This window comes from Niveispirillum irakense DSM 11586 (assembly GCF_000429645.1).
Classification (GTDB): domain Bacteria; phylum Pseudomonadota; class Alphaproteobacteria; order Azospirillales; family Azospirillaceae; genus Niveispirillum; species Niveispirillum irakense.
The window spans coordinates 267,738-290,329 of sequence record NZ_AUCG01000020.1 but is presented as its reverse complement, the minus strand read 5'-3'; the positions used below and the strand labels follow the sequence as shown (position 1 = coordinate 290,329).

Annotated in this window: 15 protein-coding genes; 8 read left to right on the top strand and 7 right to left on the bottom strand. The window is 63.4% G+C overall.

Annotated features, from left to right (window positions below; genetic code table 11):
- Positions 1 to 59: 59 nt before the first annotated feature.
- The gene (locus tag G473_RS0108370) at positions 60 to 2,348 is read right to left on the bottom strand and encodes a TonB-dependent receptor (RefSeq protein WP_029012731.1); all 2,289 of its coding nucleotides are present in this window, start codon (positions 2,346 to 2,348) and stop codon (positions 60 to 62) included.
- Positions 2,349 to 2,712: 364 nt separating this feature from the next.
- On the opposite strand from G473_RS0108370, the gene G473_RS0108365 reads away from it, so the two are divergent.
- Positions 2,713 to 3,576 (top strand): hypothetical protein, encoded by an 864-nt coding sequence (locus tag G473_RS0108365; protein ID WP_029012730.1) that lies wholly within the window; start codon positions 2,713 to 2,715, stop codon positions 3,574 to 3,576.
- A gap of 16 nt (positions 3,577 to 3,592) precedes the next feature.
- Here the strand turns inward: G473_RS0108365 and G473_RS0108360 are convergent, their stop codons facing one another.
- A complete protein-coding gene (locus tag G473_RS0108360) occupies positions 3,593 to 4,324 on the bottom strand; it encodes a hypothetical protein (protein WP_154667318.1) in 732 nt (243 codons plus the stop codon).
- Positions 4,325 to 4,414: 90 nt separating this feature from the next.
- Entirely contained in the window at positions 4,415 to 4,819 is a 405-nt protein-coding gene (locus tag G473_RS0108355; RefSeq protein ID WP_029012728.1) for a hypothetical protein, read from the bottom strand.
- Positions 4,820 to 5,183: 364 nt separating this feature from the next.
- Between G473_RS0108355 and G473_RS0108350 the strand changes: the two genes are divergently transcribed.
- Positions 5,184 to 6,308: a methyl-accepting chemotaxis protein gene (locus G473_RS0108350; protein ID WP_084437776.1), complete on the top strand. Its 1,125-nt coding sequence runs from the start codon at positions 5,184 to 5,186 to the stop codon at positions 6,306 to 6,308.
- Positions 6,309 to 6,357: 49 nt separating this feature from the next.
- On the opposite strand, the gene G473_RS0108345 is transcribed toward G473_RS0108350, so the two are convergent.
- Positions 6,358 to 7,959 (bottom strand): alkaline phosphatase D family protein, encoded by a 1,602-nt coding sequence (locus tag G473_RS0108345; protein WP_029012726.1) that lies wholly within the window; start codon positions 7,957 to 7,959, stop codon positions 6,358 to 6,360.
- A gap of 178 nt (positions 7,960 to 8,137) precedes the next feature.
- Positions 8,138 to 10,195 (bottom strand): PhoX family protein, encoded by a 2,058-nt coding sequence (locus G473_RS0108340; protein ID WP_029012725.1) that lies wholly within the window; start codon positions 10,193 to 10,195, stop codon positions 8,138 to 8,140.
- 298 nt (positions 10,196 to 10,493) lie between these two features.
- Between G473_RS0108340 and G473_RS0108335 the strand changes: the two genes are divergently transcribed.
- The 5 genes from G473_RS0108335 to G473_RS25830 all read left to right on the top strand — a co-directional run bounded on the left by G473_RS0108335 (position 10,494) and on the right by G473_RS25830 (position 17,455).
- The gene (locus G473_RS0108335; RefSeq protein ID WP_029012724.1) at positions 10,494 to 11,507 is read left to right on the top strand and encodes a BMP family lipoprotein; all 1,014 of its coding nucleotides are present in this window, start codon (positions 10,494 to 10,496) and stop codon (positions 11,505 to 11,507) included.
- Positions 11,508 to 11,544: 37 nt separating this feature from the next.
- Entirely contained in the window at positions 11,545 to 13,137 is a 1,593-nt protein-coding gene (locus G473_RS0108330) for an ABC transporter ATP-binding protein (RefSeq protein WP_245580012.1), read from the top strand.
- 1 nt (position 13,138) lies between these two features.
- On the top strand, positions 13,139 to 14,266 hold the full coding sequence (locus G473_RS0108325) for an ABC transporter permease (RefSeq protein WP_035706053.1): 1,128 nt from the start codon (positions 13,139 to 13,141) through the stop codon (positions 14,264 to 14,266).
- A gap of 4 nt (positions 14,267 to 14,270) precedes the next feature.
- Positions 14,271 to 15,242: an ABC transporter permease gene (locus G473_RS0108320; protein ID WP_029012721.1), complete on the top strand. Its 972-nt coding sequence runs from the start codon at positions 14,271 to 14,273 to the stop codon at positions 15,240 to 15,242.
- Positions 15,243 to 15,340: 98 nt separating this feature from the next.
- On the top strand, positions 15,341 to 17,455 hold the full coding sequence (locus tag G473_RS25830; RefSeq protein WP_051330034.1) for a TonB-dependent receptor: 2,115 nt from the start codon (positions 15,341 to 15,343) through the stop codon (positions 17,453 to 17,455).
- A gap of 6 nt (positions 17,456 to 17,461) precedes the next feature.
- Here G473_RS25830 and bla read toward each other — a convergent pair whose 3' ends face one another.
- The gene (bla, locus tag G473_RS0108310) at positions 17,462 to 18,370 is read right to left on the bottom strand and encodes a class A beta-lactamase (RefSeq protein ID WP_210163255.1); all 909 of its coding nucleotides are present in this window, start codon (positions 18,368 to 18,370) and stop codon (positions 17,462 to 17,464) included.
- Positions 18,371 to 18,682: 312 nt separating this feature from the next.
- Positions 18,683 to 21,466, bottom strand: coding sequence for an exo-rhamnogalacturonan lyase family protein (locus G473_RS0108305; protein WP_029012719.1), 2,784 nt, complete (start codon positions 21,464 to 21,466; stop codon positions 18,683 to 18,685).
- Positions 21,467 to 21,664: 198 nt separating this feature from the next.
- Here G473_RS0108305 and G473_RS0108300 point away from each other — a divergent pair, with 198 nt between their 5' ends.
- A complete protein-coding gene (locus tag G473_RS0108300) occupies positions 21,665 to 22,552 on the top strand; it encodes a LysR family transcriptional regulator (RefSeq protein WP_029012718.1) in 888 nt (295 codons plus the stop codon).
- Positions 22,553 to 22,592 lie beyond the last annotated feature (40 nt).

Here is a 22,592-nt window from a genome sequence, read left to right as displayed (position 1 = left end):
GCCCCCTTCCCTGGCCCTGAACCTGCCTCCCAGCCCGTCACCGGGCCGGGATTTCAGGATCAGAACGTGTAATTGACCGTCAACGTGGCCGAGCGGGCATCACCCGGGGTCGCCCAGCCATTGTTACGGGCGCGGGTAAAGTACAGCTTGTCGAACAGGTTGTTCACGTTCAACCGGACTTCCACTTCCTCATTCACGAAATAGGCGGCGGAAGCGCGATGGACCCAATAGCTGTCCGACTTGTACAGCGTGGTGCCGCTATTGTTGAAGTAAGCCGCACCGGTATAGGTGGCACCATAGCCAAGCTGCACATTGAAGGGCAGGTCATAGGTGGTCCACAGGCTGCCGGAATGTTTGGGCGTGCTGGTCAGCGGGTTGCCCTTCTGGGCATCGGTGGCCAGACCGTCGGCAACGCTCTGCAGCACTTCGCTGTCCAGATAGGTGTAGTTGGCGAAAATCCGCCATTCTTCCGTCACCGTACCGGCAACGCCCAGCGAGACGCCATCGACCCGGCTCTTGCCATCCAACTGGTATTCCGGCACCAGCGGATCGGCCGAGGGCACCTTGTAATTGGTACGCTCATTACGGAAGATCGAGGCCGTGACGGAAAGCTGGTTGTCCAGCAGATCCCACTTGGTGCCGATCTCGTAATTCTTCGCCGTTTCCGGGTCGACATTACAATTATTGATCAGCGCCGCACCGGTGCCGGTGGTGCAGGTCCCATTCACAGCACTCTTGGACGGGGTCTTGGAGTTGCCATAGGCGATATAGACGCTGCCATTGGGCAGGGGCTTGTAAACAGCGCCAACGCGGTAGGAGAACAGGCTATCCGTGTTCTCGAACTTCTCGGTCTGGGACTGGAACACGCCCTGGGCGCTATAGGTGCCGGACGTGTAATCGCCCTTATTATGTTCCCAGCGGACACCGGCATTGATGTCGAACTGATCGGTCACGTTCATCGTGTCGAACAGATAGACAGCTTGGTTTTCCAGGGTGCCGTCCTGGGTCGCGGTACGGATGAAATTGACCGGGCCCGACCATGTATTGTTCGGATTCTCGATCGTCATCACCGGCAGGGTCGGGTTCGGCGTGGCGCCACCGGGATTACGCAGCGAATTGCCGGTATCCAGGTGGAATTTCTCGCTGAACACGGCCGCGCCCAACGTGATGTTATGGCTGATGCTGCCGGTATCCAGCTTCGCCTTCACGTCGGTCTGATTGAACAGCATCGTGTTGCGGGTATCGCGCGTATTGCCGCGCGGGCCGCTGGGGGTATAGGTGCCACGGGCGGCGCAGGCAGCGCCGGTGGAAGCGTTGGTGCCATCAGCCAGACACCAGGTGCCCTGCGGCGGGTTCACCACCGCGAACTGGGTGACACGCTGCCAGCGGGTCATGTTCTCTACCGACAGGCGGTCGGTAAAGGCATGCACCAGCTTGGCCGTGACCATATCGGCTTCGCTGTCCTGCTTGTCCACGTTGGCGTAGCCGTAATAATTCTCGCTATCAACACCCGGCAGCATGCCGTCATGGAAAGCGTTCTTGAAGTACGGCACACCATATTGGGGGACGTTCTTGTCCTCCTGGTGGAAGTAGCTCAGCGTGAACTGCGTGTCGGTCGCCAGCCCCAGCGTCACCGACGGCGCAACACCCCAGCGCTTATACTTCTCAACGTCACGACCCGGCACGTCATTGCGATGCCACATCCCGTTCAGGCGGACGGCGGTGTTATCGTCAATCTTCTGGTTGGTATCGACCGTGGCGCGGTAATAGCTGTCCGTGCCGATACCGGCGCTGGCGGTGGTGAAGACATCATCCTTGGCCGTCTTGCTGACCAGATTGATGCTACCACCGACGGAGCCGGAACCGGCATAGACGGAGTTCGCGCCGTTGGTGACCTCAAGCTGCTCCAGATTGAACGGATCGGAACGAACATATTGCGCGCTGTCACGGATGCCATCGACGGCGATGTCGGAATTGGCGCTGTAGCCGCGCAGGTTGATGCTGTCACCATACCCGCCGCCGCCTTCACCAGCACCGAACGTGATGCCCGGCACGGTGGACAGGATGTCACGCAGCGTCAGCAGATTCTGTTCCCGGATGACCGCTTCCGGCACCACGGTGATGGTCTGCGGCGTATCCCGCAGGTTGGAGGTATATTTCGGGGAGGCAGCCCGTTCCGGCTTGTTGCCGTTCGACAGGCCCTGGCCGTCAACCCGCAATGCCGGCAGCACCGTTGCCCCCCCGGTATTGCCAGCAGTCGTCTGTTGCGCCATCGCCGCCGGGGTCGCCATGGCCGATACCACACCGGCAGACAGGGCGGCCATCAGGGCCAACCGGCCGCGTACCATTTGATTTGCTCTCTCGTCCATCTCGTCAGGGACCTTCCCTTGAAGGCGGCCGCTACCAGCGAGCCCGCCTTCTGTTCTTGTTCGCTCCCGGCATCGGCACCCTTATTGACGGGTACTGCCCCGCCTTTGCCGGAATCGGCTGCACTGTATTGCGAACAATTCCTACTAACAATGTTTTCAGAAACAATACCGATAAATCCAAAATCACCCTAACGCATTGATTTATAATGATAAATTGATTTTGCTGGTTAATGATAACGATTATTATTATTGCAATGCTGTTCTTCCGACTTTTCATACGAAGCATTGCAGCCCGTCTCCGGCCTCCTTATCGTAGGCCGCGCCGTTACCGGAGTATGCAACTGTGTCCGCTTTGCCCGTTCTGCCGCAACAACCTGTCCCGCTTGATGCCCGGTTGATTGATTTGACGGAACGGCATCTGGTCCCGATTCAACAGGACCTGTTTGATTACATGATGGGTTTAAGGCTGGCGGTAGACAGGCAACTGGCGTCTGCCCTGGCGCCAATGCTGGGCAAACCCTATCCGCTGGGCCGATGCCTGGAGATCAACAATGCCGTGGTGGCCGTCCTGATCGACAGACTGCGCGCGCCAACCCACCCGGTTGAAAAGGCGATCATCGCGTTTCTGAAGGAAGGTGGGGTCGTCCGCACCATCTGGGGTGCCCTGCGGGGACGCTATTTCCAGAATGCGATGCAGTTCGGCAGTCTCTATGTCGATGCGTCCAACGACACGGTCACCGTGACCAAGCCGAAGGTGGAAATTCTGCCCCTTGAGCAAGCGGGGCTGGAAGCCATCCGCGATGCCGCGCATTTTGCAGAAATCGCCGCGATTTACTGGGGCGCTACGATCTATGCCAATGTCGCCACACCCAGCCTGGCGCCGATCCTGCCTTTCATCTCCTTCATCCCCGGCACCTACCCGGTCCTGCAATCAGCCACCGATTACATGATCGAACTGCTGATGCGCGATGGTTTCCGCAGCGCCCGTCGCTGGCTGGAAACGGCCCCGGTCCCGCCGCCCGCGATATGGGCGCAATTACAAGAACGGGTACCGGCGGATCTGATGGCAGCCGATCCGGAAACCGGCCGGCGTGCCGCCATTGCCGCCTGCGATGCGATGGCGGAAACCGGACGAAGGCGCGATATGGATTGGCGCGATGCCCGGGTGCAGGATTATCTGCGCATCCGGCAAGGCGAGAATATCTGACGGCACCAGGGCCGGATCAGGGGGGGCTGTCCAGCCCGAACAGCAGCACCACGCCGCGCCGCTCCCCCGCTTCCTGTCCTGCCGGCTGCTGGGGAATGGTGATGTCGCGGCAGCCGGGGCTCATCGGGGCCGCAAGCGCGCTCTGCACAAAGGCGGCAAAAGAGGGCTCCGTCATATCCTTGTTGCCCCCCAGGAAGGCCGCACCCCGGATACGGCCGCCATCATCGAAATAAAGGCCGATCTCCGCCCGCATAGTGCCAACCCCGCGGGGCAGGGGCGGCGGGGTCCAGCAATCCATCACCTGACTGCGCAGGCCGGGGCCGGCCGTACCGGTCACATCCTCCACCTTCGCCCACATCACTGGCGGCTGCGGCTTATCGACAATCTGCGGCTCCCCCTGTTGGGCAGCGGGCGGGATGTTCGACTTGGTCTGGGGCGTGCTGGGACGCTGGGGCGCTGGCTTTTTGGCTGGCGGCTCCTGTACGGGTGCTGTCGCCACCGGGGGCACGATAGCCTGCAGGCGCAGCCGCGCCAGTTCGGTGAACCGGCCATGGGGGAAGGCATTCAGATAGGCCTGGAATTCAGCCGGGTTGTCGCTGTTGCGGATGCTTTCCCAGAATACCAGTTCGGCATCCGGGGCGGGATGGTGCGGCGGCGGGGCCGTGCAGGCCGCCAGCATCAACAAAGCCCCGAGAAACAGAGAACGAAGTACCACCTTGGCCACACCCACCCCCAACGATCTGGGCATCACAAATCATGCCGCGATAGCGTGATGCAAGCGGGAAAGTGCCCCCTCCCCCTTTCGCCATAGCGGAGGAGCAGCCTTGAGCTGAAAGCCCTAGCGCGTAGCATTAGCGATCAGATAATTCGCATAATCCACGGCTTTCAGCCGGATCGGCGCCTTCTCACTCTCATCCGCCAAGGCACGCGCCAGTATGATATGCCGCTGCACGTCGGCGTCCGTTACCTTGAACAGGCCCGTCTCCCCCTTGATGCGGGGATAGTAGATGGGGTCCACCTGCTTTTGCCGCTTCGTCAGCCGCTCCAGCATCACCGCCTCGTCCAGATCGACATCCGCCTGTTGGCGCAACAGCTTCCAATCAGTTTCGCCTGCCCAGCCGGCAGCGACCAGAGCGGCGGGATCACCGTCGCATAATCCGACCTTGAAGATGTTCTTGCCCAGCCCGACATCGGAGGCCCACTGGCAGATATTGGCGCTACGGGCGACGAAGATAGTCGGCATCGGCGATTCTCCCTGGATCATGGGCAGAACGGATAAATCCCGTTACCGCCCCACCCGCATTACAAACTTAATGCGCCATACTCAAGCCCATGTGCGCTGCGACAATGATGGGCACCGCCGGGACAACCGGATTCGCAATCTTACCACGCCTTATTTTTGGGCAGATCGCGCAAGTTAATGCCCACCAGGCAGACAGAAGTAACCATGAACACCTTCACCAAATATTGCACCGCCAGAAAGAGAGGCTTTTCTTAAAAGCCGTTTAACTGCATCCATTGAAAAGAGACGTAAGATGTGTTGGATAGATTAGATAAGAAAGACGAACGTCAACCAATAACGCAATTCATGGACATACAGGTTTTTGATGCCGAACCGACCCATCATCGCGGCCAATACGCTGCCCACAGCGGGCAACGACCTGGATACATCCCCTGAGACCATCATCGCCCTGGCCAGGGAAGTAGCGGAGGTTTCTGCCCAGCGCACAAGCGCCATCGGTGACATTACCCGCCGGACCAAGATCCTGGCGCTGAACGCCAAGATCGAGGCGGCGCGGGCCGGCATCCATGGCGCCGGTTTCGGTGTTGTGGCCGCGGAAGTGCAGTCGATCTCCGCTGAAATCGATACCGCCGCCCAGGGCATGCGCGACCAGATCGTCGGCAGTGCCAACCGGCTGCATCAGTTGGGCCAGGATCTTGTCGGCTCCATGCGCGGACAAAGGCTGGCCGATCTGGCGCTGAACATGATCGACATCATCGACCGCAATCTCTACGAACGGTCCTGCGATGTGCGCTGGTGGGCAACGGACAGCGCCATGGTGCAGGCGCTGGAGAATCCCGGCGCCGCCACGGCTGATCATGCCGCCGCCCGCGCCGGTGTGATCTTGAAATCCTATACCGTCTATCTGGATATCTGGATCGCGGATGCGCAAGGCCGGGTGATCGCCAATGGCCGGCCCGACCAATACCGGGCGCGGGGCCAGTCGGTGGCCCAGGAAAGCTGGTTCCGCGATGCCATGGCCACCCGGTCGGGCAGTGAGTTCGCCGTCGCCGACGTCGCGTCCAACACCCTGCTGAACGGGCAGCCGGTCGCCACCTACGCCACCGCCATCCGGGCGGGGGGCGAGGAAAACGGGCGACCGCTGGGCGTGCTGGGCATCTTTTTCGACTGGGCACCACAGGCGGGCACCGTGGTCAAATCCGTCCGGCTGACGGATGAGGAAAAGCAGGAAGACCGGACCAAATGCCTGATCGTGGACAGCAAGTTCCGCATCATCGCCGCGTCCGACGAAGCCATGTTCACCCTGGGCCATTACCCGTTGAAGCCCGGCCATCGGGATATGGGCTATTATCAGGCGGAAGATGGCACCATCGTCGCCTATGCCCTGACGCCTGGATATGAAACCTATCGCGGGCTGGGCTGGTACGGGCTGATCCTGCAGCGCCCGATCGAGACGGATACACCGGTCCGGTCCGACCTGCGGCATTGAACATCTTCAAAGGGGCGGTCTGGCGGGCCGCCCCTTTGACCCAGCCAAATCAGGCTTTGCGCACGCCGGGGCGGCCCGGCTCCACGGCAAAGCGGGCGCGGCTGGACAGGGTGCCGCCCTTGGTGGACACCCGGTCCAGAACCTTGAAGTCGATCTCCCACCGTTTGGCCGTGACATCGCAGATGGCATAACCGCGCTGGTCGTTGATCAGCTTGATATGCGGGTTCTCTTCCAGCATGCCCTTGGCGATTGGCCGCTCCACCCCGCCATCACCACCAGAACTGATCGAGGTGGTAACAAACTCCGTAGCAACGACGGGACTATCCTGGTTGAACGGCTCCAGCTTCACATCACCGGCAAAATTCTGATGCTCATCGCCGGTCAGCACCACGGTGTTGCGGCGGCCGACATCATGCAGATGGCGCAGCAGCCGGGCGCGGGCCACGCGGTAGGGGTCCCAGGTATCCAGATTGCGGATATCAGCCGGCCCCGGCTCCCGGTCACACGGCATCAGCATCACCTGCTGGGCCAGACTGCTCCACCGCGCAGAGGAGGAGGCGATATTGTCGAACAGCCATTTTTCCTGCGTATCGCCCAGCACGGTCAGGCTGGGATCATCCACCTCCGGGCAGGCGGGGCGGAAGCCGTCCTTGCAAGGCTGGTCGCTGCGATACTGGCGCGTATCCAGCACATGCATATCCAGCAGGTCGCCGAACGCGAAGCGCCGGTAAAGCTGGATATCGGGGCCGTTGGGGATCGAACTGCGACGCAGCGGCATATGCTCATAATAGGCCTGGGCGGCGGCGGCACGGCGCAGACGGAAGATTTCCGCCGGCGTACCGCCCTTGTCATAATCGCTCGCCCAATTATCGACGACTTCGTGATCGTCCCAAACGGTAATCCAGGCCGCCGCCATGTGGGCGCGCTGAAGGTCCGGGTCCATCTTGTAGCCAGCATAGCGGCGGCGATATTCGTCCAGTGAATAGGGCTCGGCCTGCTGCAAGCTGCGGACGGTCGGCTCCATTTCCTCCGAGAAGCGGCTGAAATAGAGGGGCCGATAGCCACTCTCATAAATGTAGTCGCCATAATGGAAGACGAAATCCAGGTCTTCCTTCGCCAGATATTCAAAGGCGGTGAAATAGCCATGGTCGTAATTCTGGCAACCCGCAACACCAAAGCGCAGACGCGATAAGGGCGCGCCGGCAACCGGCGCTGTGCGGGCCCGCCCGATAGCAGAACTGTGCCCGCCGCAGCGGAACCGGTAGTGATAGGGACGTCCGGGCTGCAGCCCCGCCAGTTCCACATGCACCGCATGGCCCAGTTCCGGATGGGCCTTGGCCGTGCCCTTGGCCACCACATCCTTGAACCGGATATCGGTCGCAACCTCCCAATCCACCGGGATGATATCCTTGGACATGCCATAGTCCGGATCCAGCGGGCGCGGCGCCAGCCGGGTCCAGATGACGAAACCGTCGGGCCAGGGATCGCCGGCGGCGATACCAAGCTGGAAAGGATAATCGACGAAATTCATCTGCCCGAAGGCGGGCCGGACCATGGACGGCACCGCAAGGGCCGTGGCGGCCACAGCGCCGGAGGCTTTCAACAACTGGCGCCGGGTCAGGGCGAGCGGGGCAGGCAGGATCGTCTTCATGGCCTAGCGTCCAACAGCAAAGGCTTCGCCCGCCTGCCCATTTCTGGCGAAAGGACAAGGGTTGAGCGAAGCCCCGGAAATCAGTGCGAATATGTCAAGCAAGAGTGGCAGCAACCACCCCGTCACCGCATGTGCCATTCCCGACAGGCGGTGACAAGCGATTGTTACTGACCTTTTGTCACACCCCGATGGGCCCGCCACCCTTGCGCGTCACCACCACCACCGACGGACGGGGCGGCATGTCGGGCTTGAAGTCCGGCCAGCGGGTGCCGGGATCGGCGAAAGTGCCGCGACCGCCGCTTTTGGTCACCTTCTCCACCCCGTCCACGCCGGGATGCTGCACGGACAGGAACAAGGCGCCATCATCGGGGGTGAAGCTGGGTCCGGTCATTTCCGCCCCGATCGGCACACGGAAGAACATCCGCGCCGTGCCGCGCAGCGGGCCTTCGGTTTCCACCGCCCAGATGCCATCGGCATCGCCGCTGGTCCATTGCCACTTGTTGCCCTGGTCGGTGCCCACCCACAGGCGGCCCATGCTGTCAAAGGCGCAATTATCCGGGCAGGCAAACCAGCCATTTTCAGTCGTGGCCGGGTTGAAGCTGGCCGCCGTCTCCGGCTTGGCCGGGTTACCGGCCTTCAGCAGGATTTCCCACTTGAAGCTGTCAGCCGTATGGTCACCACCCGGCGGCGCCATTTCCACAATATGGCCCCAGCTATTGCCGGCGCGCGGGTTGGCGGCATTGACCTGGGCCTGGGCCGGATGCAGCGGCGATTCCGGCGCGCGGTCATCATTGTTGGTCAGCATGATATAGACAAGGCCGGTGCGGGGATTGACCTCCACATCCTCGGGCCGGTCCATGCGCGTGGCCCCCAGATGCGTGGCCGCCAGCCGGGCGGAGATCATCACGTCGCCCTGGTCCTTGAAGCCGTTCGCCGCCGTCAGCGGCCCCTTGCCATGGACCAGCGGCAGCCAGTGGACCGAACCATCCGCGTCGAAGCGGGCAACGGAAAGCGTGCCCTCATCCAGCAGCTTCATATTGGCCTTGCGGTCGGCCGGGTTGAATTTGCCCTTGGAGACAAAGCGGTACACATGCTCGAACTTCTGGTCGTCGCCCATATAGACGACGACGCGGCCATCCTTGTTCACATGGACACCGGCCCCCTCATGCTTGAAACGGCCAAGCGCCGTCAGCTTGCGCGGCGTGCTGGTCGGGTCATAGGGGTCGATCTCCACGATCCAGCCATAGCGATTGGCCGCATAGGGATCCTTGTTGATGTTGAACCGGTCATGGAACCGCCCCCACTGGTACCAGGGCGACGGCACCGTCATCCGGTCGTAATTGCGCTGCTCCGGGTGGGACTGATCGACGGTGCCCATGAAATAGCCGTCGATATTCTCTTCCCCCGACAGGACCGTGCCCCAGGGGGTGAAGCCACCAGCGCAGTTATTCAGCATGCCAATGACCTTGCGGCCGGCGGGATCGTCCTTGGTCTTCATCCGTGCATGGCCGGCGGCCGGACCGGTGAATTCCATCTCCGTGTTCACGGCATTGATACGGCGGTTATATTTGCTGTCGCGCACATAGGCCCATTTGCCGTCCTTACCGCGCTTGATCTCGACGATGGAGCCGCCATGGGCTGCCATCTCGATCTCGACCATATCCTTGGTGATGGCTTCGGGCACAGACCGGTCCTGGCCTTCCGGCACCAGGCCGGGGAACATCATATCCGCGATCGTATATTCATGATTGACCCAGAGCAGGCCATGATCCGCCGTTTTCGATCCCAGCGGCAGGGGCATGAAGGCGGTGTAATCGCAATTATAGCCGAACTGCTGAAGCTGGGACTGGGGCGTCTGCTTCTGCGGATCGAAGGCCGGGGCGTTGGCGAACAGCGGGTCGCCCCAGCGGATCAGCACATCGGCATTATGGCCGGCTGCCACATGGTGGGTTTCATCCACACCCCGCGCCAACTCATCAAAGACGAAGCTGAAACCATCCTTATCCTTGGGCAGCGGGCGGGCGGCGGCCTGGGCCGCGGCATCGCCCATCCCGGCCGGCAACGGAATGGCCGGGCCGAAAGCGGCGATGGCGGACGTGCCCAGGATACCGCGCAGGATGTCGCGCCGACCCAGCCGCTGCTGCACCACCTCACCGAAGGTCGGTTCATTCTCCGGGCTGCTCGCGCGATTCTGGACCGCTTCGAACTCTTCAAAGGTGATGCTGTCGACGGACATGGGATGGAAGCTCCGATAGGCTGGTTCCGACAGGGGCCGGGCCAGGGGCGATAAGGTATGGTTGGTGCCGCTTATAGACTGATGATGCTACAGTTATTTGACAGCGCCTGCGACAGCGCGCCTCGCTCGTTCCGATAGCGTGCGGGCGGATGGCATGCGCAAAAGCCACGCGGGCAATAAAATATCCGCCATATCTTGCCCCCGCCCGGCGAACTGGCTAGCTTGTGCGGCTGGTATGTCGATGGCGCCCCGATCCTGGGGATACGGGCGCATACAGCCTTCTTTCGGAACGGTGCCGATGAATTTTTTTCGCCGTGCCGCTTGCGCGGCCGCCTTGTCCCTATCCGTTGTTGCAGGAGCCACAGGCGCCGAATCCGAGAAGACATTTGCCCCCGCTATCGTCTTCGATATGGGCGGTCGATTCGACAAATCCTTCAATGAAGGGGCCAATCAGGGCGCGGAGCGGTTCAAGGCCGACACCGGCGTCAATTTCCGCTGGTTCGAGATCACGAACGAGGCGCAGCGCGAGCAGTTCCTGCGCCGTCTGGCCGCCCGCAACGCCAAGGTGATCGTGGCCGTCGGCTTTTCCATGGCGCCGTCGGTGGAGAAGGTGGCCAAGGAATATCCCGAGGTCCGCTTCACCCTGATTGACGGGTTCGTCGATCTGCCCAATGTCCAGTCGGTGGAATTCGCCGAGCATGAAGGCTCCTATCTGGTCGGTGTACTGGCGGCGCTGGCATCGAAGACCGGCACGGTCGGGTTCGTCGGCGGCATGGATATCCCCCTGATCCGCCGCTTCGTCTGCGGGTATGAGCAGGGGGTGAAGGCCACCCGCCCGGATGCCAAAATCATCTCCAACATGGCGGGTTCCACGCCTGCCGCCTGGGCCGATCCCACGCGCGGCAGCGAACTGGCAAAAAGCCAGATGGACCGGGGTGCGGATGTGATTTTCGCCGCCGCCGGCCAGACGGGCCTGGGCGTGCTGCAGGCCGCCGCCGATGCCGGCAAGCAGGGCATTGGCGTGGACAGCAACCAGAACCACCTGTTCCCCGGCCATGTGCTGACCAGCATGATCAAGCGCGTGGATGTGGCCGCCTATAACGCCTTCAAAGGCGTCATGGACGGCACCTGGAAGCCCGGCCATCAGCGCCTGGGACTGACAGAGGAAGGGGTGGGCTGGGCACTGGATGAGAATAACCGCCCCCTGATCACGCCGGAAATGCTTGCCGCCGTGACCAAGGCATCGGACGAGATCAAGGCCGGTACCCGCCGCGTCGTGAATTACAGCGACGCCGGCAATTGCAATTATTGATGCCCATCGTGACAACCCATCGCAACGGATGCACGCAGTGACCGTCACGCCGGCCCCGCATTCCCCCCCGAAATCCGCCCATCAATGGGCGGTGGAGCTTGTCGGCATCGACAAGCGGTTTGGCCCCGTCCATGCCAACAAGGACGTCACCCTGCGTTTTGCCCCCGCCTCCATCCATGGGCTGGTGGGGGAGAATGGGGCCGGCAAATCCACCTTGATGAGCATCCTGTACGGTTTCTACCACGCCGATAGCGGGCAGATCCTGGTGCGCGGCCGGGAGGTGGAGATCAAGGGGTCGCAGGATGCGATCGGGCTTGGCATCGGCATGGTGCATCAGCATTTCATGCTGGTGGAAACCTTCACCGTTCTGGAAAATCTGCTGCTGGGCCATGAAGGCGGCCCGCTGCTGGCCCCCGCCGTGGCCCGCGCCCGGCGCGAGGTGGAGGAACTGGAGCGCACCTTCGGCCTGGAAGTGCCCCTGGATGCCCTGGTTGCCGATCTGCCCGTGGGCGTGCAGCAGCGCGTTGAAATCCTGAAGGCGCTGTATCGCGGCGCCGATGTGCTGATCCTGGACGAGCCGACCGCCGTGCTGTCCCCACCGGAGGTGGAGCAGCTTTTCCGCATCCTGGAGCGGTTGCGGGCAGAAGGCCGCACCGTGGTGCTGATCACGCACAAGCTGAAGGAAATCATGGCCATCACCGACCATGTGTCGGTGCTGCGTCGCGGCGCCGTGGTGGCGGAATTCGCCACGGCCGCCACCAGCCGCCAGGAATTGGCCGATGCCATGGTGGGCCGTAAGGCCAATCTGGACGTGGAAAAGGCCCCGCCGCAGCCAGGCCCGGTGCTGCTGGCGGCAGACGGCGTGAATGTGGTGGATGCCCGCGGCGTCACCACCTTGAAAAATGCCTGCCTCACCGTGCGGGCGGGGGAAATTGTTGGCGTGGCCGGTGTGGCCGGCAATGGACAGTCGGAATTGCTGGAAGTCCTGTCGGGCATGCGCCCCTTCGCCAGCGGTCGCGTGACGATCAAGGGCACCGCTCTGGAACCGGGCGGCACCTATGACCCGGCCGATGCCCGCCGGCGCGGCGTGGCCCATGTGCCTGAGGACCGCTTGAAGCTGGCCGTGGTGAAGGAATTCCCCGCCGCCCAAAGCGCCATCCTGGGCTATCATGAGGAAAAGGGTCTGGCCCGCAAGTGGCGCCTGGACTGGAAGCGCGTCACCGCCAAGACGGCGGAACTGATGGAACGGTTTGATGTGCGCCCCCGCGATCCGGCGCTGCGCACCTCTCTCTTTTCCGGCGGTAATCAGCAGAAGCTGGTCATGGCCCGGGAGATGGAGCGCGACCCCGATATCCTGCTGGTCGGCCAGCCGACGCGCGGCGTGGATATTGGCGCCATCGCCTTCATCCATAAGCAGCTTGTGGCCCTGCGCGACCGGGGCAAGGCGATCCTGCTGGTCTCTGCCGAACTGGATGAGATCATGGCCCTTTCCGACCGCATCCTGGTGATGTGCGACGGGGAGATCGTGGGCGAATTGTCAGCCGCTGAGGCCACGGAAGGCCGTATCGGCAGCATGATGGCCGGCGTCGCCGAAACAGCGACCGGCAGCGTATCCGGTGAGGAACAGTGAGATGAGCGCGGGAACCGGACCGGATAATCTGCCCTGGTGGGCGACGGGGGTGCTGCTGCCCGTCATCAATGTCGTGCTGGCGCTGGTCGTCTCCGCGCTTGTCATCCTCGCCATCGGTGAAGACCCGCTGGGGGCGATGTGGACCATGGTACAGGGCGCGCTCGGCACCAGTGAGGGGCTGGGCTACACGCTTTATTACGCCACCAGCCTGATCTTCACCGCCCTTGCCGTCGCCGTCGCCTTCCATGGCGGGCTGTTCAATATCGGGGGCGAGGGGCAGGCCTATCTGGGCGGGCTGGGTGTCGGTCTGGTGTGCCTGGCTGTGGGCGACATGCCATGGTATCTGGTGTTGCCTTTGTCCGTGCTGGGGGGCGCTGCCTTCGGCGCGATGTGGGGGGCCATTCCAGGTTATCTCCAGGCCTATCGCGGCAGCCATGTCGTGATCACCACCATCATGTTCAATTTCATCGCGTCCTCGCTGATGGTGTACCTGATGGTGAATGTGCTGATCCGGCCGGGCCAGATGTCGCCGGAAAGCGAGCAATTCGCCCCCGCCACCTTCCTGCCGCTGGTGCAGGACATGGCGGCGGCCGTCGGCATCCAGATGAACCCCTCGCCGTTGAATTTCTCCCTGTTCCTGGCGTTGGCCACCTGCGTGCTGGTCTGGGCCTTCATCTGGCATACGCGCTGGGGCTTTGCCCTGCGCACCGTGGGGGCGAACGAGAATGCCGCCCGCTATGCCGGCATCGACCCGAAAAAGGTGATCATCCTGGCCATGGCCTTGTCGGGGGCGCTGGCCGGCCTGCTGGGCGTCAACGAGATCCATGGCGTGCAGCACCGGCTGCTGCTGAATTTCCCGGCCGGCATGGGCTTTACCGGCATCGCCGTCGCCCTGATGGGCCGCAACCATCCGGCGGGCATCGTGCCCGCGGCCATCCTGTTCGGGATGCTGTATCAGGGCGGAACGGAACTGATTTTCGACTATCCATCCATCAGCCGTGAGCTGGTGGTGGTGATCCAGGGTGTGGTGATCCTGTTTGCCGGTGCGCTGGAACATATGTTCCGCCCAGCCCTGGTGCGCTTCTTCGCCACCAAACCGACCGCAACGACCAAGCCGGCGGGGGCCTGAGACCATGGAAAGCTATTTCTGGCTGCTTTCCCTGCTGGACAGCACCCTGCGGCTGGCCGCCCCCCTGTTGCTGGCAGCGCTGGCCGGGTTCTATTCCGAACGCGCGGGCGTGGTGGATATCGGGCTTGAAGGCAAGATGCTGATGGCGGCGTTCGCCGCTGCCACCACCGCCGCCTTCACCGGCTCTGCCCTGGCGGGCCTGCTGGCGGCCATCGGTGCATCGCTGGCCATGGCCCTGCTGCATGGTTTTGCCTGCATCACCCATCGTGGCAATCAGGTCGTATCTGGTGTGGCCCTGAACATCGTCGCCATGGGTCTGACCGCCGTCCTGGGCAATGCCTGGTTTGAGATGGGCGGGCGCACGCCCAACCTGCCCGCCGCTGCGCGTTTCGGCGAAGTGACCCTGCCTTTGGCCGAGACGCTGCGCAACGTGCCTGTGCTGGGCTCCCTGTATTATGAACTGATCAGCGGCCATAATGTCCTGGTTTATCTGGCGCTGGTGCTGGTGCCGGTGACGGGGTGGATAGCCTATCGCACCCGCTTCGGCCTGCGGCTGCGGGCCGTGGGGGAAAACCCGGCTGCCGTGGATACGGCTGGCATTTCCGTACCGGCCCTGCGCTATCAGGCGGTGCTGATCGCCGGCCTGCTGTGTGGCATCGCCGGTGCCTATCTCTCCACCGCGCAAGGGGCGGGCTTCCAGAACAATATGACCGCCGGCAAGGGCTATCTGGCGCTGGCGGCCTTGATCCTGGGCAAGTGGAAACCGGTGCCCACCTTGGCTGCCTGCCTGCTGTTCGCCGCCGCCGACGCATTGCAAACCCGCCTGCAGGGTGTGGTGATGCCGGGCATTGGCGAGGTGCCGGTGCAGTTGATCGAAGCGCTGCCTTATCTGCTGACCGTGCTGCTGCTGGCGGGATTCGTCGGCAAGGCCATCCCGCCCAAGGCCAGCGGTCGGCCTTATGTGAAGGAACGGTAAGGTCTCATCGCTTCAATGGCCGGGCACTGAACAAGCCCGGCCCGCCGGCGTTTCCCTGGGAGCCCCCTCCTTCCCGTTGCCACGGAGCCACCCCGCCGATGACCTGTCCCGTCCCATCGACGCGGCGTCCCCTGCCCTTTCTGCTCGCCCTGCCCCTCACCAGCTTGCTGGCCCTGCCCGCCCAGGCCCAGGGCACAGGCCCGGTTCCCCCGTCATCTGACACCCAGGTGGCCGAAATCGTCGTCACCGCCCGGCGCAGCGGCATGCCGGCCTATGAGCGGGCCTATGGTCCCACCGTGCTGGACCGGTTGAACCTGGATACCGCGCCCCAGCGCCGGCTGGACGAGGCGTTGCGCGCCGTGCCGGGCTTTGGCCTGTTCCGCCGGTCAGGATCCCGCACCGCCAACCCGACGACGCAGGGCGTCTCCCTGCGCGGCATCGGCCCCAACGGGGCCGGCCGCACCCTGGTTCTGGTGGATGGCGTGCCGGTGAACGATCCGTTCGGCGGCTGGGTTTATTGGAGCCGGCTGCCCACGGCCAATGCTGACCGCGTGGTGATCACCCGGGGCGGCGGGGCCGGCCCCTGGGGCAACAGCGCCCTGGCCGGCACCATCCGCATTGAAACCAGCCAGCGCGACGGGCTGGAAATGGAGATGGGCGGCGGCAGCGACGGCACCTGGCTGGGTCAGGCCAATGTCGGCGGCAGCAGCGGCGGCTGGCATGTCGGCCTTTCCGCCAGTGCCTTCACCACCAACGGTGTGCGGGTGGTGGAGCCGGGCCGGCGTGGCCCCATTGATATCCGGGCCGACAGTAACGCCTATAACGTGGACGGCACCCTTTCCACGACCATGGGCGATGTCACGGCCACAGCCAAACTATCCGGCTTCAAGGAAAGCCGGGGCAATGGCACACCCTATACCGGCAATGGCACGGAAGCGATGGAAGGCAGCCTGCGGCTGATGGGCCAGGGCCGGATCGACTGGGAAGCGATCCTCTACCATCGCGATTGGCAGTTCAATTCCACCTTCTCCAGCGTCAATGCGGCCCGGACGACGGAAACCCCATCCCTGGACCAGTATGATGTGCCGGCCAAGGCCAGCGGCGGCATCGTTCAGGTGACCTTCCAGCCCGCCGCCGGGCATGAGACCGATATTGGCGCCGATATCCGCCATACCGAAGGCAGGACGAAGGAATATTTCACCTGGCAGGCCACCCGCTTCACCCGCATCCGCGAGGCTGGCGGGGAACAGGATCTGGCCGGCCTGTTCATCGAGCATGCCTGGACCGGGATTGAGGGGCTGACCCTGACCGGCGGCGCGCGCCTGGATGCGTGGCGCAACAGTGATGGGCACCGGACAGAAGGCGCCATCGGCGGGGTCACAAGCCGGGATGATCGGTTCGCCACCCGCGACGGCACCGTCGCCAATGGCCGTGTCGGCGTTGACTGGCAGGCCAATCCCCTGCTGGGCCTGCGCGCCGCCGCCTATACCGGCTTCCGCCTGCCCACCTTGAATGAGCTTTACAGACCATTCCGGGTTGGCAACGACATAACGGAAGCAAATGCCGGTTTGGAACCGGAACGGATGCGGGGGATGGAAGCCGGCCTGAGGCTGACACCGGGCAGCCGGTTCAGCCTCAACGCCACCCTGTTCCATGTCCGGCTGAGAAACGCGGTTGATAATGTCGTGATCCAGACCAGCCCTGGCCAGAATACGGAGCTGGGCATTTTCGTGCCCGCTGGTGGCAGTCTGGCCCAACGCCGGGGCCTGGACCGGGTGCGTGTCCAGGGGGCGGAACTGGAGATGGCGTTCCAGGCGACAGAGACGCTGCGCCTTGGCCTCTCCTATCTTCATAGCGACAGCAAGATTTTGGGTGCTGGCGGGATTGTGGGCCTGGAGGGGCGGGAGGTTGGCCAATCCCCCCGCCATCAGGGCACGGTCGATGTTACCTGGACCCCTTTGAAGCCCCTGACGCTCAGGGCACAGATGCGCGCCGCCGGCCAGCAATATGAGGATAGCCGCAACCTGGAAACCTTGGGCGGATATGCCGTGGCTGACCTGTATGCCGGCTGGCAGGTGGATGACACCCTGTCCTTCTATGGCACGGTGGAAAACGTTGCCGACCGGGAAATCCAGACTGGCAGGCGCAGCGACGGGCTGACCAATATCGCCCCTGGCCGGCAATGGTTTGGCGGCCTGCGCATCCGTTTGTGAGCCGGATCACCCGGCCCAAGCACCGGCAACCAGCCGTGCCACATCGGCATGCACGGCATTGCGCTGCGCCGTGGGCACCTTGCCATTGATGTAATAGGACGCGAGCAGCAGCGGCCCGCCGCCACCGGGCGGCCAAAGGATGGCAATGTCGTTCGACGCCTCGTCGCTGCCGCCCGTCTTATCGCCAATGCGCCATCCGCCCGGCAGGCCGGCGCGCAATCGGGTGTCGCCGGTCTTGTTATTGATCATCCAACCGGTCAGCCGCTCCCGCGATGCGGCGGACAGGGCGTCGCCCAGCAGGATCGTCCGCATCAGGCCCAGCATGGATAAGGGGGTCGTCGTGTCGCGCGGATCGTTCTCCGGCACATTGTTCATCTTCGGCTCTTTGCGGTCCAGCCTTGTCGTCTGGTCGCCCAGGTGCCGCAGATAGGCGGTCAAGGCCGCCGGGCCGCCGGACTGGTCCAGCAGCAGATTGGCCGCCATATTATCGCTCTGGATCATGGCCGCTTCGCAAAGCGCCGCCATCGTCATCGTACCGCCAATATGCGGTTCGCTCAGCGGCGACCAGGGAACCAGATCCGCCTTGGTCACCGGCACCGCCCGGTCCAGCCGCTCCTTGCCCGCATCGACCCGCGACAGGATGAAGGAAGAGGCCAGGAACTTGAACGTGCTGCACATGGCAAACCGCTCCCCGCCCCGCCAATCCATGGCGGCACCGGTGGCGGTGTCCAGCAAAGCGACGCCCAGCCGCCCGCCGGCCTTCTTCTCCAGCGCCGCAATATCTGCCTTCATGGCATCAAGGCCGGAAAGACCCGTCCCGGCAAAGGCCGGCAGGGTCGGGAAGGAAGCAGCAAGGGTACCAGCCGCAACGCCGTACCCAACATTTCCCAGCAATTTCCGTCGTGTGATCATCATGTCCCCCGTGGTTGATACCGGCAAGCCTAGGGGGTGGGGGATATAGAAACAAACTGTGTTAAATCGGACGAAACCTTAGAAAAATTTATATCATCAGACATGAAAAAAGGCCGGCGCCGCCGTCACGGCACCGGCCATTCTCCCAATATCACTCCGCCATGAGCTTGCTTCATAGCGGCGTGGTATCGGCGGCGACTGCCGCCGCGCGGCTTGTGCCGCGTAAGCCAAGCCAACGGATGCAGGCGCCGGCGCTTGAAGCCGCCGAAGGGTTGACCAAGGGGAAGCCTTCGGCGGAATGGTATAATACGACTGTTACTTCACAGCCTTGGCATAGGCTTCTTCCAGCGCATCGCCGGCGAGCGCCAGATTCTGGATCGCCGCCAGACCCCATTGCGCCGTGCCGTTGGTGGAAACGCGCGGTGCCTCGTCCACCGGCTTCAGCACCGAAGGCCCTTCAATCCGGCGGGCACGGGCGGCAATGCCCATACCCAGCCCGGCCTCCCCGCCGAAGAACTCCGCCCAGGCGCGCGCTGCCAGTTGCTTGTCACCCAGATGATGGGCGGCATAGGCGGTCAGGCGGGAATGGCCTTCCTTCAGGTTGCGGCCCTTGGCGGCGGCCCCGGTAATGGCGCGGAATTCGTCGGCCGAGGCGTTATAGGCGCGGCAATAATCCAACCATGCCTTCTTATAAGCCGGCACATCCAGAAGCTGGAACAGTTCGGAATGGATTTCCACCACCCCGAACACGGAATTCAGGTGGCTGATGGAAACCGTATCCCCACCGGACACAAACCGGCCAGACGCCAGATCGTAAGTCGCACCACCGGCAAACCATTGCTTGGGCAGGGCGGCGATGCTTTCCATCCCCGCCACCAGCCGGTCGCGCCATTTGGTGTCACCCGTGCGCTCCCATTCCGTCAGCCAGGCCGCCGCCAGCGACCCCCAGACGGTGCCGAACGACATGGCCGTGCGGCCGGGGGGTAGGTTTTCCTCCGCCGTGACCGCACCGGTACCGCCGGGCGGCAGGGATTCCGGCCGGCGGGCGCCGACCTTGCGCCCGATGATGATGGTTTCCAGCCGCTGGTCGCTGTCATTCAGGTCGCGCATCAGGTCGCCAACCCGATCATCGGCGGTCAGGTAATAATAGATGCGGCGATATGCTGCGTTGGAAACGCGCGGCTGCTTGGAACTGTCGGCCCAATGCTGCACACCGTGGCGGGTGCCCAAGCCCTTATAGGGGCCCAGATGATAGACATCGACCTCACCGGTATGGCGGGTCATCGCCTCTGCCATGCGGAACACATCCGCCCGGCCCGACCGCAGGAAGGAATACCAGAGCCAGAGATCGGGGGAGAGTTCGCTATTGTCCCAGGCAAAACCGCCAATGTCATAGCGCCAGACATGACGGTCGGCATCATAGGTGTGCATGATGTCGCCGTAATGCCAGAAGCCGTACCAGCGGCGCTGTTCGATCTGGTCACGATAGAAGGCCAGCAGGAAATCATTCTGGTCTTCGATCGCGCGGCGCCCCGGGGTGGCGCGGTTGATCAGCGACCAATCGCCAAACACACCAGCGGCGTGGAAACGGGCCGGCGTCGGCACCAAGCGCGGCGGCAGGGCAACAGCCGTCGCCATATCATTGAAATGCTGGCGCGACGGCGTGGCGCCCAGCGCCCACAGGGTAAATTCCGTCGTGCGGGCAACGCCGGTCGCCGTGCCCCAGCCCTTCTCATAATCCTCGTAGGTGATGTCCAGCCCTTCATTTTCGGCCACATGGTCGTCCATGCCCAGGCCGTCATGATAGAAGCGCACATCCATGGCCGGCGCATCGGGGGAATGGTACCAGACGGTGAAACCGGCCTGATCGGTATGGGCATCCCGGATATCCAGCCGAACCGGGCAGAGCTGCCAGAAATCCTTCATACCGAAGGCGACACCGCCCGACACGCCGCCGACATAGCCCAAACCCCGCGCCCGCGTCGCCGTATCCACCTCAATCCAGCCATGACCGGGCTTGGTCCGCTTGGTGATGGCAAAACCGTCGGCATTGGGCTGGGACAGGGTGAAATCGCCCCATTCCGGGATATATTTCAGGCCCCGCTGCACAGCCTCGGGCAGGGCTGCCTGATCCGGCGTTTTCAGGCCGGCAACCTGGGCATCGCGGGCCCCTTTGCCGGCATCGCGGCGCAGGCCGGTCAGCGGGCGCACTGCTTCCCCCCACACGCCATCATGGGCGCCGGCGAAGCGGACATGGCGATCCTGCGGCGCATCCTGCATCGGCACAAGGCCGCTCAGCCCCAGCCCGCGAATGAAATCCTTAGCCGGATCGCCATCATAGATGAAGCTGTGCACCACGTGGACCGCTTCTGATCCGGCATAAAAATAAAGCCGCAGGCTGAAAGGCAGCCAGTCACGCCCCTGGCCCTGGTGGCGGCCTTCCACCTTCACCACGGCACGGATCGGGCCTTCCTGCTCCACCATTGTTTTGGTGATTTCGCTGGTGAAGCGGGACAGGGCCAGCGGCTGGCCATCATCGCCATCGGCGCGGTCCTGGCTGGTCGCCACCAGCGCCACCTCGCGCATCGTCTCCCGCCCATTATGGCTGGCGGACTGGATGATGGCGGCACCGGACCGGCCGATACGCCAGGACAGGGGGCCATTCACCACCTCGATCACGTCGCCGGTCTGGCGCAGCGTGATCGGGCTGGCGACGGTGGCCGGCTTGCCCTCCTCCACATTCAGTTCAGCACCCCCCGTCTGGCCAGCGGGGATGGCATGGGCCGTCCATTTGATGCTGCCATCGGGCCAGCGGGCGGTGACCCAGCTTTGCACCGGCAAGCCCTTGTTTCCTTCCCCGGTCAGGGAGAAACGGGTATCACGCGCCATCGCGCCGCGCGGCCAGGGCACGCCCCAGGTGATGCCTTCATGTGATGCCGGGGCAGCACCGTCCAGCCAGACGATGCGGGCATTGTCGATGGCGGCAACAGAAGGGGTCGCCGTCTGGGCCGAAGCGGAGACAATCCCGCCCGCCCCGAGCACCGTGCCGGCCAGGGCCGCCTGCTTGATGAAGCCGCGACGGCTAAGCGTGAAATCCATTTTATTCCTCCCCTGGGGATGCCCGGCCGTTGGCCGTGGCAAATATTGGACAGACCATAAAATGTGGGATGTTGTTCTACAATGTGAAAATTATCTCAAAATGTCCCAACACCTATCCCTCCGTGTGACTGAACAGCGCGGCAGCGGGATGAAGCTGCTATTCGTCACCCCAACCCCCAATGCCACGGTGCCCGAAACATGACCCGCCCCCATTTGCCGCTGAACGCCCTGCGCGCCTTCGAGGCGTCGGCCCGCCATCTCTCCTTCACCAAGGCGGCGATTGAACTGTGCGTGACCCAGGCGGCTGTCAGCCATCAGGTCAAAGGGCTGGAAGCGCGGCTGGGCGCCCAGCTTTTCCGCCGCCTGCCGCGCGGGCTGGCCCTGACGGACGAAGGGCTGGCCCTTTTGCCGGGGGTGCGGGACAGCTTCGACCGGATCGGCCGCCTGCTGCACCGGTTTGAAGGGGAGCGGGTGACAGAAGTGCTGTCCATCGGCGTGGTCGGCACCTTCGCCGCCGGCTGGCTGCTGCCACGCCTGGGGGATTTCCAGGAGGCTTACCCGTTCATCGATCTGCGGATCATGACCAATAATAACCGGGTCGATGTCGCGGCAGAAGGGCTGGACGGCGCCATCCGGTTCGGGGATGGCGCATGGCACGGCATGGAAGCGGTCCCCCTGTTTGAAGCGCCGATGGCCCCGCTCTGCCCCCCTGCCCTGGCGGCGCGACTGGCCCGCCCGGCCGATCTGGCGGGGGAGCGTCTGCTCCGTTCCTACCGGGCGGATGAATGGCCGGGATGGTTTGCGGCAGCGGGCTGCGATTGCCCGCCCATCCGGGGGCCTGTCTTCGACAGTTCCTGGATCATGGTGGAAGCAGCGCTGCAGGGCCATGGCGTCGCCCTGGCCCCGGTCATGATGTTCAGCCGGGAGTTGGAAGCGGGAAGGCTGGTCCAGCCCTTCGCCACCAGCATCAGCCAAGGGCGTTATTGGCTGACCTGGCCGCGGGCAAAGCCGCCCCGCCCGGCCTTGACCGCCTTCGCCGAATGGCTGTCGATGGCAGCCGGCATGTCGTCCCAGGGCAGCCTATGAAAAACGCGCCTTATAGATGTATGGTGAGCAGGATCAGCGC

Bases quoted from the DNA above. Each gene is read 5' to 3' on its own strand.
- G473_RS0108370 (WP_029012731.1), bottom strand. From the start codon at position 2,348: ATGGTACGCGGCCGGTTGGCCCTGATGGCCGCCCTGTCTGCCGGTGTG.
- G473_RS0108360 (WP_154667318.1), bottom strand. From the start codon at position 4,324: ATGCCCAGATCGTTGGGGGTGGGTGTGGCCAAGGTGGTACTTCGTTCT.
- G473_RS0108355 (WP_029012728.1), bottom strand. From the start codon at position 4,819: ATGCCGACTATCTTCGTCGCCCGTAGCGCCAATATCTGCCAGTGGGCC.
- G473_RS0108350 (WP_084437776.1), top strand. From the start codon at position 5,184: ATGCCGAACCGACCCATCATCGCGGCCAATACGCTGCCCACAGCGGGC.
- G473_RS0108345 (WP_029012726.1), bottom strand. From the start codon at position 7,959: ATGAAGACGATCCTGCCTGCCCCGCTCGCCCTGACCCGGCGCCAGTTG.
- G473_RS0108340 (WP_029012725.1), bottom strand. From the start codon at position 10,195: ATGTCCGTCGACAGCATCACCTTTGAAGAGTTCGAAGCGGTCCAGAAT.
- G473_RS0108335 (WP_029012724.1), top strand. From the start codon at position 10,494: ATGAATTTTTTTCGCCGTGCCGCTTGCGCGGCCGCCTTGTCCCTATCC.
- G473_RS0108325 (WP_035706053.1), top strand. From the start codon at position 13,139: ATGAGCGCGGGAACCGGACCGGATAATCTGCCCTGGTGGGCGACGGGG.
- G473_RS0108320 (WP_029012721.1), top strand. From the start codon at position 14,271: ATGGAAAGCTATTTCTGGCTGCTTTCCCTGCTGGACAGCACCCTGCGG.
- G473_RS25830 (WP_051330034.1), top strand. From the start codon at position 15,341: ATGACCTGTCCCGTCCCATCGACGCGGCGTCCCCTGCCCTTTCTGCTC.
- bla (WP_210163255.1), bottom strand. From the start codon at position 18,370: ATGATGATCACACGACGGAAATTGCTGGGAAATGTTGGGTACGGCGTT.
- G473_RS0108305 (WP_029012719.1), bottom strand. From the start codon at position 21,466: ATGGATTTCACGCTTAGCCGTCGCGGCTTCATCAAGCAGGCGGCCCTG.
- G473_RS0108300 (WP_029012718.1), top strand. From the start codon at position 21,665: ATGACCCGCCCCCATTTGCCGCTGAACGCCCTGCGCGCCTTCGAGGCG.